The sequence below is a fragment of the Buttiauxella agrestis ATCC 33320 genome (genome assembly GCF_000735355.1).
GTDB lineage: Bacteria > Pseudomonadota > Gammaproteobacteria > Enterobacterales > Enterobacteriaceae > Buttiauxella > Buttiauxella agrestis.
In genome coordinates this window covers 164,848-181,028 of the sequence record NZ_JMPI01000030.1, presented here as the reverse complement: position 1 = coordinate 181,028, position 16,181 = coordinate 164,848, and the positions used below count along the sequence as shown (strand labels likewise).

Annotated in this window: 17 protein-coding genes; 11 read left to right on the top strand and 6 right to left on the bottom strand. The window is 47.6% G+C overall.

The genetic code is table 11. The features are described from left to right. Positions 1-42: 42 nt before the first annotated feature. From GBAG_RS11105 to rnd, 3 genes are all read left to right on the top strand, one after another. Entirely contained in the window at positions 43-645 is a 603-nt protein-coding gene (locus GBAG_RS11105; RefSeq protein WP_034495919.1) for a Slp family lipoprotein, read from the top strand. A 203-nt stretch (positions 646-848) separates the two neighbouring features. Then, positions 849-2,534 carry a long-chain-fatty-acid--CoA ligase FadD gene (gene fadD, locus GBAG_RS11100; RefSeq protein ID WP_156104878.1) on the top strand — a complete coding sequence of 562 codons (1,686 nt, stop codon included), beginning with the start codon at positions 849-851 and terminating at the stop codon, positions 2,532-2,534. A 70-nt stretch (positions 2,535-2,604) separates the two neighbouring features. Next, positions 2,605-3,726, top strand: coding sequence for a ribonuclease D (rnd, locus tag GBAG_RS11095; protein ID WP_210434939.1), 1,122 nt, complete (start codon positions 2,605-2,607; stop codon positions 3,724-3,726). 160 nt (positions 3,727-3,886) lie between these two features. Here rnd and minE read toward each other — a convergent pair whose 3' ends face one another. From minE to minC, 3 genes are read right to left on the bottom strand one after another with little or no spacing between them, the layout of a single operon-like run. After that, positions 3,887-4,165: a cell division topological specificity factor MinE gene (minE, locus tag GBAG_RS11090; RefSeq protein WP_034455225.1), complete on the bottom strand. Its 279-nt coding sequence runs from the start codon at positions 4,163-4,165 to the stop codon at positions 3,887-3,889. Positions 4,166-4,168: 3 nt separating this feature from the next. Beyond that, positions 4,169-4,981 carry a septum site-determining protein MinD gene (gene minD, locus GBAG_RS11085; protein WP_034495914.1) on the bottom strand — a complete coding sequence of 271 codons (813 nt, stop codon included), beginning with the start codon at positions 4,979-4,981 and terminating at the stop codon, positions 4,169-4,171. Positions 4,982-5,005: 24 nt separating this feature from the next. Continuing rightward, on the bottom strand, positions 5,006-5,713 hold the full coding sequence (gene minC / locus GBAG_RS11080) for a septum site-determining protein MinC (protein ID WP_034495913.1): 708 nt from the start codon (positions 5,711-5,713) through the stop codon (positions 5,006-5,008). A 126-nt stretch (positions 5,714-5,839) separates the two neighbouring features. Between minC and GBAG_RS11075 the strand changes: the two genes are divergently transcribed. From GBAG_RS11075 to GBAG_RS11050, 7 genes are all read left to right on the top strand, one after another. Continuing rightward, positions 5,840-6,115 carry a YcgL domain-containing protein gene (locus tag GBAG_RS11075; protein WP_034495911.1) on the top strand — a complete coding sequence of 92 codons (276 nt, stop codon included), beginning with the start codon at positions 5,840-5,842 and terminating at the stop codon, positions 6,113-6,115. Between the two features lie 74 nt (positions 6,116-6,189). After that, positions 6,190-7,257, top strand: a complete 1,068-nt coding sequence (locus tag GBAG_RS11070) for a lytic murein transglycosylase (RefSeq protein ID WP_034495909.1) — start codon at positions 6,190-6,192, stop codon at positions 7,255-7,257. Positions 7,258-7,335: 78 nt separating this feature from the next. Continuing rightward, the gene (locus GBAG_RS11065) at positions 7,336-7,995 is read left to right on the top strand and encodes a fumarylacetoacetate hydrolase family protein (RefSeq protein WP_034495908.1); all 660 of its coding nucleotides are present in this window, start codon (positions 7,336-7,338) and stop codon (positions 7,993-7,995) included. A 90-nt stretch (positions 7,996-8,085) separates the two neighbouring features. After that, a complete protein-coding gene (locus GBAG_RS11060; RefSeq protein WP_034495906.1) occupies positions 8,086-8,532 on the top strand; it encodes a YcgN family cysteine cluster protein in 447 nt (148 codons plus the stop codon). Positions 8,533-8,830: 298 nt separating this feature from the next. After that, complete coding sequence (locus tag GBAG_RS11055; RefSeq protein ID WP_167333341.1) at positions 8,831-10,354, top strand: sensor domain-containing diguanylate cyclase; 1,524 nt, start codon at positions 8,831-8,833, stop codon at positions 10,352-10,354. 144 nt (positions 10,355-10,498) lie between these two features. Continuing rightward, positions 10,499-10,675, top strand: a complete 177-nt coding sequence (gene ymcF / locus GBAG_RS23095) for a cold shock small protein YmcF (protein ID WP_404979380.1) — start codon at positions 10,499-10,501, stop codon at positions 10,673-10,675. 71 nt (positions 10,676-10,746) lie between these two features. Further along, on the top strand, positions 10,747-10,983 hold the full coding sequence (locus tag GBAG_RS11050; protein ID WP_034495904.1) for a putative hemolysin: 237 nt from the start codon (positions 10,747-10,749) through the stop codon (positions 10,981-10,983). Between the two features lie 48 nt (positions 10,984-11,031). Here GBAG_RS11050 and dsbB read toward each other — a convergent pair whose 3' ends face one another. After that, positions 11,032-11,562 carry a disulfide bond formation protein DsbB gene (gene dsbB, locus GBAG_RS11045; RefSeq protein WP_034495903.1) on the bottom strand — a complete coding sequence of 177 codons (531 nt, stop codon included), beginning with the start codon at positions 11,560-11,562 and terminating at the stop codon, positions 11,032-11,034. Positions 11,563-11,705: 143 nt separating this feature from the next. Continuing rightward, on the bottom strand, positions 11,706-13,271 hold the full coding sequence (gene nhaB / locus GBAG_RS11040) for a Na(+)/H(+) antiporter NhaB (RefSeq protein ID WP_034496300.1): 1,566 nt from the start codon (positions 13,269-13,271) through the stop codon (positions 11,706-11,708). A gap of 298 nt (positions 13,272-13,569) precedes the next feature. Between nhaB and fadR the strand changes: the two genes are divergently transcribed. Continuing rightward, positions 13,570-14,289 carry a fatty acid metabolism transcriptional regulator FadR gene (gene fadR / locus GBAG_RS11035; protein ID WP_034495902.1) on the top strand — a complete coding sequence of 240 codons (720 nt, stop codon included), beginning with the start codon at positions 13,570-13,572 and terminating at the stop codon, positions 14,287-14,289. Positions 14,290-14,353: 64 nt separating this feature from the next. Here fadR and GBAG_RS11030 read toward each other — a convergent pair whose 3' ends face one another. Further along, positions 14,354-15,889 carry a SpoVR family protein gene (locus tag GBAG_RS11030; RefSeq protein WP_034496297.1) on the bottom strand — a complete coding sequence of 512 codons (1,536 nt, stop codon included), beginning with the start codon at positions 15,887-15,889 and terminating at the stop codon, positions 14,354-14,356. Between the last annotated feature and the right edge of the window lie 292 nt (positions 15,890-16,181).

The following is a 16,181-nucleotide window of genomic DNA, read 5'->3' as shown; positions in this document are numbered from 1 at the left end:
CACAACGCTCGTGAGGCCGATACGGCGTTAAGGAGAAAGGATATGTCTGGTTTACGTGTCAGGATTGTTACCCGTTTAATTGTAGTGGCTGCCGTCGTGATGCTCAGCGGTTGTGTCACAGTCCCCGATGCCATTAAAGGCACGAGTGCGACACCGCAACAAGATTTAGTGCGGGTGATGAATGCACCTCAGCTTTACGTCGGGCAGGAAGCGCGTTTCGGCGGGCGAGTGGTCAACATCGATAACAGAAAAGGAATAACGCGCCTGGAAATTGCGACCGTGAACCTCGACGAAGGTGCTCGTCCACAATTGGGTGAGCCATCGAAAGGGCGCATTTACACAGATGTAAATGGTTTCCTGGATCCGGTCGATTTCCGTGGGCAGTTGGTCACAGTGGTCGGCCCAATTACCGGCACTGTTGAAGGCAAAGTAGGCGAAACACCGTATAAATTTATGGTGATGCAAGTAAACGGCTATAAACGCTGGCGTGTCACCCAGCAAGTGGTGATGCCACCTCAACCAATTGACCCGTGGTTCTGGGGCGGGCCATATCCCTATCGAGGCCGCTATGGGCACGGTGGTATGTGGGGCGGCGGATGGTATAATCCAGGCCCTGCGCAGGTGCAGACTATCGTAACTGAGTAATAACGTGTTTTACCGAAATGAAGAGGCAGCGGCATGTCCGCTGCCTCTTCATTTTGTCATGGAATAAAAATAATTAGTGATGTGCTTCGCAACCTTAAATCAGTCTAATTAATAAACTGGTACGCTGAGTTAATATTATGTTAACGGCGTGTTTCTATATTGGGGTTGTGATGACGACGAATAATAAATTCAGAGGTGGATCCTTGAAGAAGGTTTGGCTTAACCGCTACCCAGCCGATGTTGCGGCTGAGATAAATCCTGACCGTTATCAGTCCCTGGTAGATATGTTTGAGCAAGCGACGGCGCGTTACGCCGATCAGCCTGCGTTCGTGAACATGGGCGAAGTGATGACGTTCCGCAAACTGGAAGAGCGGAGCCGCGCATTTGCTGCTTATTTGCAACAGGGTCTGGGCCTGCAAAAAGGCGACCGTGTTGCGTTAATGATGCCCAATTTATTGCAATATCCGGTCGCGTTGTTTGGCATTTTGCGTGCGGGAATGGTGGTGGTGAACGTTAACCCACTGTATACACCACGTGAGCTTGAGCATCAGCTCAACGACAGCGGTGCCAGCGCGATTGTGATTGTTTCGAACTTCGCGCATACCCTGGAAAAAGTCGTTGATAAAACCCAGGTGAAGCACGTTATTTTGACGCGCATGGGCGATCAGCTTTCTGCGGCGAAAGGGACGTTGGTCAACTTCGTGGTTAAATACATAAAACGTCTGGTGCCGAAATACCATCTGCCGGATGCCATCTCCTTCCGTAGCGCGTTGCAACACGGCTATCGCCTGCAGTACATCAAGCCGGAGATTATTAATACCGATCTCGCGTTCTTGCAATATACCGGCGGTACGACTGGCGTGGCAAAAGGGGCGATGCTGACGCATCGCAACATGCTGGCGAACCTCGAACAAGTCAGAGCGGCCTATAGCCCGCTGCTGTATGAACGCAAAGAGCTGGTGGTCACTGCATTACCGCTCTATCACATCTTCGCGCTGACCATGAACTGTCTGCTGTTTATTGAGCTTGGTGGCCAGAACCTGCTGATCACTAACCCGCGTGATATCCCGGGCCTGGTGAAAGAGTTAGCGAAATATCCGTTTACCGCGATGACGGGCGTAAACACGCTCTTCAATGCGCTGCTCAATAATAAAGAATTCCAGCAGCTCGATTTCTCGAGCCTGCATCTTTCGGCGGGTGGCGGAATGCCAGTGCAGCATGCTGTTGCGGAACGCTGGGAAAAACTCACCGGGCGCTTCCTGCTGGAAGGCTACGGCCTGACTGAATGCGCACCGTTAGTCAGTGCCAATCCACATGATATGGATTACCACAGCGGGAGCATTGGCTTGCCGGTGCCATCCACGGAAGTGAAACTGATTGATGACGAAGGCGAAGAGGTTCCTGCAGGTGAACCGGGTGAGCTGTGCGTGAAAGGGCCACAGGTGATGCTGGGTTACTGGCAGCGCCCGGATGCGACCGATGAAATTCTGCAAGATGGCTGGCTGCGCACCGGTGATATCGCGGTGATGGACGAAGAAGGTTTTATGCGCATCGTCGACCGCAAGAAAGATATGATTCTGGTTTCCGGTTTTAACGTCTATCCGAACGAAATCGAAGATGTGGTTATGCAGCACAGCGGTGTATTAGAAGTCGCGGCTGTTGGCGTGCCGAGCGGCGCATCCGGTGAAGCGGTAAAAATCTTTGTTGTGAAGAAAGATGCGTCGTTGACCGAAGAAGCGCTGGTGGTATTTTGTCGCCGCCACCTCACCGGTTACAAAGTGCCGAAGCTGGTTGAGTTCCGCGAAGAACTACCAAAATCGAACGTAGGTAAAATATTACGACGAGAACTACGTGACGAATCGGTCAGTAAAGGCAACAATAACGCCTGAGCTCCGAGTCAGTCGCCCTAACGCCGGTTCGCCGGCGTTTTTTATGGGCGCAAACCTATGAGAACTGAATTTGACTTACCAAATGATTACTACCGATGAAGCCCTTGTCCGCGTTTGCGAAGCGGCTCGTCAATTTCCAGCCGTCGCGCTGGATACCGAATTTGTGCGCACTCGCACCTATTACCCGCAACTGGGCTTGATTCAGCTTTACGATAGCGAAACCGCTTCGCTTATCGACCCGCTAACAATCACAGACTGGTCGCCGTTCAAAGCGTTGTTGCAAGACACCGCGGTGATTAAATTCCTGCATGCTGGCAGCGAAGATCTGGAAGTGTTCCTTAATGCTTTTGGTATGTTGCCCGATCCGTTTATTGATACGCAGATTCTGGCTGCTTTCAGTGGGCGTCCGCTTTCGTGCGGTTTTGCGACCATCGTCGAATCGTTTACCGGAATTGCGCTGGATAAAAGCGAATCTCGTACCGACTGGATTGCACGCCCGCTCACTGAACGCCAGTGTGAATACGCTGCCGCAGACGTGCTCTATTTGCTGCCTATCGCGCATAAACTGATGGAAGAGACAAAAGCGGCGGGTTGGATGGATGCTGCGCTGGACGAGTGCAATTTGATGGCTGCACGTCGTCAGGATGTTCTGGACCCAGAAGAAGCCTGGCGCGAAATCGGTAATGCCTGGCAGCTCAGAACGCGTCAGTTGGCATGCCTGAAGAAGTTAGCGTCCTGGCGTCTGCGTAAAGCCCGTGAGCGCGATATGGCGGTTAATTTCGTGGTGCGCGAAGAACATCTCTGGCAGGTCGCACGTTATATGCCGGGTTCATTGGGTGAGCTTGAACACCTTGGCCTGAGCGGCAGTGAAATTCGTTTCCACGGTAAATCGCTACTGGCAATGGTGGTAGAAGCGCAGGCTCTGTCGGACGATGAATTACCTGAGCCGCTAAGCAATCTTGTTGATATGCCGGGCTATCGTCGTGTCTTCAAAGCGATTAAAGCTCTGGTGCAGCAGGTGAGTGAAACCAGCGGCTTAAGTGCTGAATTACTGGCGTCGCGTAGACAAATTAATCAGTTGTTAAACTGGCACTGGAAATTAAAAACGCAATCAACGCAACCAGAATTAATCGTTGGCTGGCGTGGTCGTCTTATGGGCGAATCGCTAAAAACGTTATTGGCTGATTTTTAATATTGACTAAAAGTTTACTGGGAATAATTACAGTGTTAGCTTCTGTAATTATGGAATAGAGAAATTAACCTTTAAGAATAGTCTGTATTAAGAAGTGTGTTAGCGTAAAAATAAATAACCCCCCTCGATAATTCCAGGGGGGTTATTATGCGAACAACCATTACGCAGATTTTGTTGTTGCTTCCTGCGTCTCTGGTAACGTTACGTTAAGTTCCAGAACAGAAATATCATCATCTTTTTGATCGAGAACGACGGTTAACATCTCCGGATCGATTTTGACATATTTGCAAATCACTTCCAGAATATCGCGTTTTAATTGCGGCAAATAGTGCGGTTCACTATCACCACGGCGGCGTTCTGCAACAATGATTTGCAGGCGTTCTTTTGCGATGTTGGCGGTGTTCTTTTTCCGTGAGAGAAAAAAGTCTAGTAATGCCATAACTTATCCTCCGAACAGGCGTTTGAGGAAGCCTTTCTTCTCTTCTTCAATGAAGCGGAAAGGGCGATCTTCGCCAAGCAGGCGCTCAACAGTATCTGCATACGCTTTACCGGCGTCAGCTTCCTGGTCAAGAATGACCGGCTCACCCTGGTTTGAAGCACGCAGCACAGATTGATCTTCAGGAATCACGCCAACCAGAGGAATGCGCAGGATTTCCAGCACATCTTCCATGCTTAGCATGTCACCGCGGTTTACACGGCCTGGGTTGTAGCGAGTTAACAACAAGTGTTCTTTAATCGGTGCTTCACCGTTTTCGGCACGGCGCGATTTAGAAGAAAGAATCCCAAGAATACGGTCAGAGTCGCGTACTGAGGAAACTTCAGGGTTAGTAGTGATAACCGCTTCATCAGCAAAGTAGAGCGCCATTAGCGCGCCAGTTTCGATGCCCGCAGGGGAATCGCAAACGATAAATTCGAAGTCCATATTTTTCAGGTCTTCAAGCACCTTCGCCACGCCTTCGCGGGTAAGGGCATCTTTATCGCGGGTCTGAGAAGCGGGCAGAATATAAAGCTGCTCAGTGCGTTTATCTCTGATTAACGCCTGGTTTAATGTGGCATCGCCTTGAATAACGTTCACGAAGTCATAAACCACGCGACGCTCGCAGCCCATAATTAAATCCAGGTTACGCAGGCCAATATCAAAATCGATAACGACGGTTTTTCTTCCCTTCTGGGCCAAACCCGTAGCGATGGCCGCGCTGGACGTGGTCTTACCGACGCCCCCTTTACCCGATGTAACAACAATAATGCGTGCCATAAAGGAATTCCTTGTTAAAAGGGCTTAATTCAAAGGTTGAACGGAGAGAGCACCACTCGCCAGACTCAGGCGCGCCGCTTTCCCATAATAATCGGCTGGTATTTGCTCACTCAGCCAGTATTCACCCGCTATTGAGACCAACTCAGCAGCAAGATTTGTACAGAATATTTGTGCATCACGATCGCCACTGGCACCCGCCAGAGCACGGCCACGCATCATGCCGTAAACATGAATATTACCATCAGCGATAAGTTCTGCACCGGCACTGACGTGATTGGTGATAATCAAATCACAGTTTGGTGCATAAATGCGCTGACCGGAACGAACCGGGGTATCAATCAAACGCGTTTTTGTGACAGGGTTAACAACTGGCTCGACGGAGGGCGCAACCTCAACAGGCGCGGCCTTCGTACGTGAATTTTTTTCTTTCCCTTCAGTCAGAAGCGGTAAGCCGGCGCGTTCAATTTCTTTCTTCAACGCTTCGTCTCTACAGCCACTAATCCCTACGACGCGTAAACCCGAAGAAACCACGGCTTGCTGGATTTTCTTCCAGTTTACTGAACCATCAAGGCCGGCAACATTCACCACCACCGGTGCATTTTTCAGAAAGGCTGGAGCCTGAGAAACTTTGTCCTGAAGGGCCTGGAGAATCACCTCGGGTTGTGCGTCATGTAAGTGAAGCACTGATAAGGTAAAACTGCTGCCTTTTAACTCGATCGGCGTGTTTGACATCCTGCCCTTACTCAATTCAGTTTTAATCCCCACCGGTGTGGGACGATATTCCGAAGTACATCTGGCATGTTATAGTCACAGGTATATTCAGGCAAGCCACCATCTGGCGAAAATAGAGTAAAAAAAATGTTTTGTGTGATCTACAGAAGTAGTAAACGTGACCAGACATATCTTTATGTCGAAAAAAAAGACGATTTCTCTCGCGTGCCGGAAGAATTGATGAAAGGTTTTGGTGTACCTCAATTGGCGATGATATTACCGCTCGATGGGAGTAAAAAACTGGCCAATGCTGATTTTGAAAAAGTGAAACAAGCACTCAAAGATGATGGCTATTATTTACAATTACCGCCGCCGCCAGAAAGTTTGTTAAAAATTCACCTGGAAAATAGTCCTAAAAAATAACTTTAGGACTAGCGCCAAATCTTCTCTATACATAAAGGTAGATGATATTTACAACAAATAACCCGGGGAAAATGATGAAGACTCCAGCAATTTGTTTAACAGTCATCACCTTTATGCTCACCTCTTTCTGCGCGACTTCTGTCAGTGCGCAGACGCAATCACCTGTAAACGCACCGGTTGTGGGGCAATCTGAGGCAAAGCCTGCGGCCCCAACGCTTGCACAAGAAGGGCGTAACCCCGACGAGTTTCCCGCCTATCTCGAAACACTCAAATCCCAGGCGAGAGTTCAGGGTATCAGCGAAAACACCATCAACAGCGCGTTCGCGAATGCACATTTTGTTGATCGGGTCATAAAATCAGACCAGAACCAACTCGAAAAGAAAATCATGCTTGATGAATACCTGGCGCGAGTGATCACGCCGGAAAAAATTCAACAGGCGCGCGAGCAATTCAAGCAACATCAAAATGAATTAAGCGCGATAAGCAGCCGTACCGGCGTACAAAGCCAGTACATCGTTGCTCTGTGGGCAATGGAAAGTCATTTCGGTGAAATTCAGGGCAAGGAGGACATCGTTTCTGCGCTGGCCACACTGGCATTTGAGGGGCGGCGTGAGGCGTTCTTCACCAAAGAATTAATGTCATCATTAAAGATCCTCGACCAGAGGCATATTACGGTTGATGAACTAAAAGGTTCCTGGGCGGGCGCGATGGGGCAGAACCAGTTTATGCCGAGTTCGTATCTGCGTTATGGCGCAGACGGAGACGGCGACGGAAAAATAGATATCTGGACAAACACCAGCGACGTTTTCGCCTCAACCGCGAATTACCTGAAAACCGAAGGCTGGAGAGCCGGAGGGGATTGGGGAACGGCAGTCATTTTGCCTGTGGATTTTGATAGCACATTAGCAGGCACAAAAACGGGGCAGAGCAAAACGGTTGGCCAGTGGGAAAAACTAGGCGTCAAATTTGAAGAAGGTGTCAAACAACCAGCATCTTCGCAAAAAGCCTGGATAATCACACCTGATGATAATCTGGGGCGCTCATTCCTTGTCTACAACAACTTCCGCACGATTATGCACTGGAACCGCTCTTACTACTTTGCGATAAGCATCGCGACTATGGCCGATGCAATCGCACAATAACTGATACTCATCAGTATTCAGTCGGGATTTTTTTCTCTAGTATCAAATGTAATTAACACAACGACGCAGAGGAAAGGCATGTATCAGCATCATAACTGGCAGGGCGCGCTGCTGGATTTTCCGGTCAGCAAAGTAGTGTGCGTAGGCAGTAACTACGCAAAACATATCAAAGAGATGGGCAGTGCAACGCCAGATGAACCCGTATTATTTATTAAACCTGAAAGTGCGCTGTGTGATATTCGCCAGCCGCTGGTTCTTCCACAAGATTTTGGCTCAGTGCATCACGAAGTTGAACTGGCGATTCTGATTGGTTCTACCCTGCGACAGGCCACTGAAGATCACGTCACTAAGGCCATTGCGGGATATGGAGTGGCGCTGGATCTGACGTTGCGTGACTTGCAGGGTAAACTGAAAAAAGCAGGGCAGCCTTGGGAAAAGGCCAAAGGCTTCGATAACTCTTGCCCCATTTCAGGTTTTATTCCTGCCAGTGAATTTAAAGGTGATCCGCAAAACTCTCCGATAGCCTTAAAGATCAATGGCGAAGTGCGCCAGCAAGGCTCTACTTCTGACATGATCCACAAGATTGTGCCGCTCATTGCCTACATGAGTCGGTTTTTCACTTTGCGAGCGGGCGATGTGATCCTTACCGGCACCCCGGAAGGGGTTGGGCCACTTAATAGCGGCGATGAACTGGAAGTCAGTTTTGCCGATCGTAGTTTGACCACCCGCGTTCTATAATGAATTTGCCGCCTGTGGGCGGCAAAACTTGCATCTATAGCCCAGACTGTTTATAAGGTGCGCTTGTTTTTTTATTACCGGATAAACATTATGACTACAGTACCGTTCTGGCAGTGCAAAACTCTGGACGAAATGAGTGACTCAGAATGGGAGTCTCTCTGTGACGGCTGTGGTCAATGCTGTCTCAATAAATTGATGGATGAAGATACAGACGAAATCTATTTCACCAACGTCGCCTGCAAGCAACTCAACATCAAAACCTGCCAGTGCAAGAACTACGAGCGTCGTTTTGAGTTCGAACCCGATTGCATCAAACTCACCCGTGAAAATTTGCCGACTTTCGAATGGCTTCCGCATACTTGCGCTTATCGCTTGTTAGCTGAAGGCAAAGACTTGCCTGCATGGCACCCGTTGTTGACTGGTTCAAAAGCGGCCATGCACGGGGAACGTATTTCTGTGCGGCATATCGCTGTGAAAGAGTCGGAAGTGCGCGACTGGCAAGACCATATTTTAAACAAACCTGAGTGGGCTGATTGACCCTACGGGGGAATAGCGCTATAGCATTTGGGTATAGCGCTAAAATGTATTGTAGACCGCATATTTCACAATATTTAATTCTTTAAAATCCCTTCAGGTTTCCTTTTATTAATATTATAAATATTAACGACACGCATTATTTTTGTATTTGACTTGATAAATTTTTGTAAAACAAAATGTATTCTAATAAATAATGTATCTTTCTCAAATTTGTATATAATTAGCGCCCGTTTAAACAGTGTAGAACTATTTCTCAATTGAGAATGTGATTTTATTAGTGTTCATGGCGATTTTAGAAATGAAGAAACTATCGACAAACAAAGCCATAATAATCAACATGTCTGTCATGTTGATTCCTTTTATCTTTCTTTGCACTTGTGCATTTTTCTACATTAAATACGAAAAAGAAAGCGATTTTAGAGACACAATGAGAAGGTTTACCGATAACTCTGCAAAATCCTGCGTGGAGCGCCCGGTTGACGAGATGAAGTTATTATTGCTTTCACTGTCAGATAATATGAAAGGGGATGCAATTGAAAAGTATTTGTCTTCAGAATACATCGATCTCAATATGGTTATCCCTTCAATTGTTGACTCGACAATGTTTTTTAGTTCTGCGTTGGTTTCTGATGTGTTTGAAAATTACAAAATTTACCCAGAAATTAAAATAAGTCCATTTGCTCCAAGTGCGAGGCCATGGTATCCACACGCAGGAATAAAAGATGAAATAATATTTTCTGACCCCTATGAAACATTGAAGCTGGACAGGTCTAAAGAACAGTCCAAACTTTCTGTCACTGTCAGTATGAATATATTCGACGCGCATTCGCAACAAGTCGGGAACGTTGCGTTCGATCTCGATATGAAGAACATGAGCAGAATGCTTCAGGAGGTCTCGATACCTTATGATGGCAGGTTTGAAATCGCCTCGCGAAGCGGTGTTGTTGTCATGTACTCAAATACCGATGATGTGTTTAAGCGGACAATACCGAAGTCATGGCTAGTTAAAACCACCGAACGCTATGGCTCTTTTGTTGATGAGGAAACTGGGAAGATCGTTTATTACCGTGCATATAACAATCCTGGTTGGATAGCCTATACATCTGTAAATATAGCAACCTATACCAATACTTTTGAATCTGAATACAAACTACTGGCTTTGGTTATTCTTATATCATCTGTTTTTTATTTTGTTGTGATTGCACTGTTTAGAATCTATTTCAAGCGTTTGATTAGCCTGTTATACATGAGTAGTAATGGTCTTGAGGTTAATAGCCAGGTTGAAAACTTTGAAAGTCTGTATGAAGGGATGGTGCAAAAACATAAGCATCTTAAAGAAGTTGAAACTCTGTCTGTAACCGATACCTTAACTCAGGCAGGAACGCGTCGTAAATTTGAGCATGATGCTTCCGATTTACACAACAAGAATATCAGCTTCCACCTCGCCATCATCGATCTGGATAACTTCAAGCAAATTAATGACACGTTTGGGCATCCTGTCGGTGACACAGTGCTGAAAAATGTCTGTCGCATTGGGACAAGAATAATGGGGGACGATTATTCGATTTACCGTTTTGGCGGCGAAGAACTGGTGGTGATTTTCCCTGGTATCACGTTTAAACAATCTTACGAATTGATGGACGAATGGCGAAATGAAGTTGCAGAACGAATCTGGCGTGAAGAATCACTCAAAGTGACGTTTAGCTGTGGAATGGTAGAAGCTGATTCTGAGCACGGTCTGGATAAAATGTTAGAGCAGGCGGATAAACTTCTATATCAGGCTAAAAAGAACGGCAAGAATTGCATTGTAGCAGCCCTATAAACTCTAAATTTATTCGCTAGCCCCAGTGAAATGGGGCGATGCAGACTAAACTGCTAAGGTTTGTCCGACTTGTGAAAATAAATCGTACAAACCTGTTTTTCCCTGATACAGTATCCTTTCAATAACAAATAAAAGTAGGTTTTTATCCAATATCTATCATTTAAGTGTCCGTCATGTGGCGGTTCACAGTATCGCACTTCCCCCTACGATGTCCGAGAAACAAATCCCTTTGGCGCTGTTTGTATCTTCTGTAAATCAGGGATGCACCTCCTTCATCGTCCGATGAGTGCGATTCATCAACATAATGCAGTGGCTCGCTAAGAGCTGATTCCGCTGGTTTTGCTTTTCCCACTCCTGCACTGTTACCATTTGGCCTCCATAACGGAGGAATAATGAAAAAAATAACAATACTGCTTGGGGCGATCATTCTCAGCGGTTGTTCATCACCTGAACCCACAGCGCCCAAACCACCACAGGTTATCGGCATGCCGAACCCAGCGTCTGTTTACTGCCAGGCTAAAGGCGGGGAATTACGGACGGTGAAAACCGATTTGGGTGAGCGCGGCGATTGCTTGCTGCCGAGTGGAGAACGGATGGACCAGTGGGAGTTATATCGACGCGACCGCTAATAATAAAAAACCCGCCAAGGCGGGTTTTTGTATTTCTGGAACATGATATTAGCGTCCGAACAGATCACGACGCTTAGGTTTGAAAGGCTGAGCAATCAACACCAGTACCGCAATCAGCAGGAAGATAGCAAAAATACCCACTAACCACTGCACCATATCCAGCGTCAGGAACTCCCACTGGCGCACGGAACAATCACCTGTTGCCACAAACACGGACGGCAGCCACTTATCGAGTGGGAGCCAGCTTGGGAAACGTGCGGCAAAATCGCAAGTCACAAACGGGGAAGGGTGAAGCTGAAGCATGGTGTGTTCCCATGCTAATTGCAGACCTTTCCCGGCGCTGTAAATCCACAGTGCAATCCCGACATAGCGCAACGGTGTTTTTGGCGCAATCGCGCCGACAATCCCTGCACCCATAATGCCAAAAAGCGCACAACGCTCGTAAATACACATCACACAAGGTTTCAGCATCATCACGTGCTGGAACCACAATGCCACCATTTCCAGAGCGAATGCTGTGAAGGCCAGAAGAAGCCATGCACCGCGCCCGCGGGAGCATTGGTTTAAATATCGCAACATAATCAGTATCCCTGCAACATGCGTTGAGTCGGCAGTGTAAACGAATTCGATTTCTGTGCCAGTAGGCACATCAAAATAACACGCTAATTGAATGTTTATCAGACAAAAAACTAAACGGGCGGTGGACAACCCGTTAGTTTTGTTTAGTGCGTTACAGCATCCATTACTGGCGATGAAATCCAACCGGCATGTGCCATCCACTCGGTTGCCGGGACCAAAGTAAATTCAACGCACAACAGACCGACCAGCGTCAGTACCAGCGTATACGGCAATGCCATCAACACCATGCGCCCATACGAAAGACGAATGAGCGGAGCCAGCGCTGAAGTCAGCAGGAACAAGAAGGCGGCCTGGCCGTTTGGCGTGGCGACTGAAGGTAAATTCGTGCCGGTGTTAATCGCCACTGCCAATAACTCAAACTGTTTGAGATCGATAATACCGTGGGTAAGAGCGGCTTTCGCTTCGTTGATGTAAACGGTGCCGACGAATACATTATCGGAAATCGACGACAAAATACCGTTGAACAGATAGAACAACGCCAGCTGCGAATGCGGTTCAGCCTGCAATACAAAGTGGATAACGGGTGTAAACAAATGCTGGTCGATTATCACGGCCACAACAGCGAAAAACACCGTAAGCAGGGCGGTGAAGGGTAACGCCTCGGTAAATGCTTTTCCTATCTGATGTTCATCAGTCACGCCGCATAGCGCGGTAGCAAAGATAATCACCGACAACCCGATTAACCCAACTTCGGCTAAATGCAGTGCCAGAGCAATCACCAGCCAGACGCCAATTAACGCCTGAACCACCAGTTTCACTTTGTCCTGACGGGTACGTTTTTGCGCACTTTGGGTATCATAATCCTGCAAAATACCGCGAACTTTTTCCGGCAGTTTTTCGCCATAACCGAGGATCTTGGTCATCTCCAGTAGTACGCAGGTCGCTAAACCACAGATCAGAACAGGAATTGTCACTGGTGCCATACGCAGAAGGAAATCGCCAAAATGCCAACCCGCACTTTTCGCAATAATCAGGTTCTGCGGCTCGCCGACCATCGTCATCACGCCACCGAGTGCGGTGCCGACACCGGCATGCATCATCAGGCTGCGTAAAAATGCGCGGAATTGTTCGAGAGTGGAGCGGTTATCGGAATCAAGGAGAGTGTCATCCTGGATATCATCGTCGAGACACCCGGTAGAGGCGACACGGTGGTAGATATCATAAAAACCAACCGCGACGCTGATGACAACCGCGACCACGGTGAGGGCATCCAGGAATGCGGATAAAAATGCCGCAGCGATACAAAAAGAGAGTGAAAGCAGAATTTTTGAACGGATACCCAGCAGCAACTTGGTAAAGACCAGAAGCAAAAGCTGCTTCATAAAGTAGATGCCCGCCACCATAAATATCAGCAGCAGCAACACTTCAAGATTTGAGGCAATTTCTTCCCGCACATGATCGGCACTGGTCATCCCAACAAACACCGCTTCAATGGCCAGCAGACCACCAGGCAGAAGCGGATAGCATTTCAATGCCATTGCGAGGGTGAAAATAAACTCTGCAACCAACAGCCAGCCTGCAATAAAAGGGCTGACAAACCAAAAGACCAACGGGTTAATGACTAAAAAAGTCAGTAAAGTCAGTTTGTACCAGTTCGGTGATTGACCTAAGAAGTTGCGGAATAGCGCGCGCCCGGTAGACATTTCCATCGTAGAATTTTCATGCTCCATTTATCCGTATTACCTCGAAGCCGGGTGAGGTGAAGCCATCTCCCCGATCTTAAAAGCGAAATAGTGCGGATAAATATAAAGTTGTGTTCAGTTGTGTCGTTTCAGGGTACTCGCGCACAAGATATCAATCAAGGCATAGGAATATTCTTTAGTTGTGTGATTGACCCACAAAATTAAACCATGATTCCAGAATTGGCGGTTGTCACCGCTACCTGCGCCGCAAGGCATCTGGTATGATGAGTCTCTTTAGCAAAACCTGTGTAATGGAAAGCATACTATGGTCATTAAGGCGCAGAGCCCAGCGGGTTTCGCGGAAGAATACATCATCGAAAGTATCTGGAATAACCGCTTCGCGCCGGGAACTATTCTTCCGGCTGAACGTGAATTATCCGAACTGATTGGTGTGACCCGTACCACATTGCGCGAGGTGCTTCAGCGTCTGGCGCGTGATGGCTGGTTAACAATTCAGCATGGTAAGCCGACCAAAGTGAACAACTTCTGGGAAACCTCCGGTTTAAACATTCTGGAAACTCTGGCGCGTCTCGATCACGACAGCGTGCCGCAGTTGATCGATAACCTGCTGTCAGTGCGAACGAACATCGCGACTATTTTTATTCGTACCGCTGTTCGTCAGCATCCGGATAAAGCGCAAGAAGTTCTGGCGACCGCGAACAGTGTTGAAGACCATGCTGATGCGTTTGCAAAGCTTGATTACAACATTTTCCGTGGCCTGGCATTTGCTTCAGGAAACCCGATCTACGGTCTAATCCTTAATGGAATGAAAGGGTTATACACCCGTATCGGGCGTCATTATTTCTCTAGTCCGGAAGCACGCAGCCTGGCGTTAGGTTTCTACCATCGTCTGGCTGAAATTTGCCAACAAGGTTTGCACGATCAAGTCTTTGATACCGTGCGTACTTATGGGCGTGAAAGTGGTGATATCTGGCATCGAATGCAGAAAAATTTACCGGGCGATTTGGCGATGCACAGCCGATAGGCGAGCATTACCCTTGCCGACAGCAAAACGAAAAACGCTTCCCGAAGGAAGCGTTTTTTTATGCTTACAGACTATTGAGCCTTGGAGGGCAGCGTTCAAGTAACTCAACACTGCCATCTTCATTTTGCTGCTCAAGAGTGACATCAAAGCCCCAAAGGCGATGAACATGCTTCAGCACTTCACGACGGCCTTTATCCAGCGGGGCGCGGTTATGCGGGATGTATCGCAAAGTCAGCGAACGGTCGCCACGTAAATCAACATTCCAGACTTGAATGTTAGGCTCAAGGTTACTCAGATTGTACTGAGCTGAAAGCTCGGCACGAATCTTGCGATAACCCTCTTCGTTATGAATGGCGGCAATTTCAAGATAGTTATTGCGGTCATCGTCCAGCACCGTAAACAGGCGGAAATCACGCATCAGTTTTGGCGACAAAAACTGGCTGATAAAACTTTCATCTTTGAAATCGCGCATCGCGAAATGCAGCGTTTCCAGCCAATCTTTACCCGCAATATCCGGGAACCAATAACGGTCTTCTTCAGTAGGCGACTGACAAATCCGCTTGATGTCCTGGAACATCGCGAAGCCGAGTGCATACGGGTTAATTCCGTTGTACCACGGGCTGTTATACGGCGGCTGAAACACCACATTGGTGTGGCTATGCAAGAACTCCAGCATAAACCTGTCGGTCACTTTTCCTTCATCATACAGATGGTTAAGAATGGTGTAGTGCCAGAACGTCGCCCAGCCTTCGTTCATCACCTGAGTCTGTTTCTGCGGGTAAAAATACTGGCTGACTTTACGTACGATACGTAAAATCTCACGCTGCCAGGACTCCAGCAACGGCGCATTTTTCTCCATAAAATAGAGTAAGTTTTCCTGTGGCTCAGAAGGATAACGGCGCGCTTCGGCCACCGTCTTTTCTTCTTCACGACGTGGTAGCGTGCGCCACAACGTGTTCACCTGGCTTTGCAGATACTCCTCGCGGCTTTTTTGCCGGGCGGTCTCTTCTTGCAAGGATATTTTTTGCGGACGTTTGTAACGGTCAACGCCGTAGTTCATCAACGCATGGCAAGAGTCGAGCAGACGTTCAACTTCGTCCACGCCGTAGCGTTCTTCACACTCGGTAATATATTTACGCGCGAAAATCAGGTAATCGATAATCGAGCTGGCATCCGTCCAGCTACGGAATAAGTAATTGTTTTTGAAGAACGAGTTATGCCCGTAGCACGCATGAGCAATCACCAGCGCCTGCATCGTGATGGTGTTTTCTTCCATCAGATAGGCGATACACGGATTGGAGTTGATGACAATTTCGTAGGCCAGACCCTGTTGCCCGTGCTTATACAGCCGTTCCGTTTCAATGAACTTTTTACCAAACGACCAATGAGGATAGTTAATCGGCATCCCGACACTCGAATACGCATCCATCATTTGTTCGGAGGTAATCACTTCAATTTGATGAGGATAAGTCTCCAGGCGATAGAGTTTGGCAACACGATCTATCTCAGCGAGATAGACATCAAGCAGCTCGAACGTCCAGTCAGGTCCATCACTTAGACGTTTAGAATCCTTTGTGGCGGAATCAGTAACAATAGCCATCAGCGCGCCCTCATTGTTGGCGGCTCTCTCTGAATGGAAAGCCTCACTTTCAAGAATAGACAACTCCTGAAACTTAGCTGCTGCAAGCAAAATTTTTTCCACGCGATTTACGTATTCCAATACCCCGTTACCAATCCAATAAGTAGCATAATATTTTGTTGAAAATATTGTACCAAGCAGGAGGTTCTAATAATCACGAAGCTGCTATATCAGGCCAGGATGTGAGGAAAGTCACTATAACAAAGCCATATGTTGAATAACATTTTCATCTGAGTTATCAATTTGTAATCAG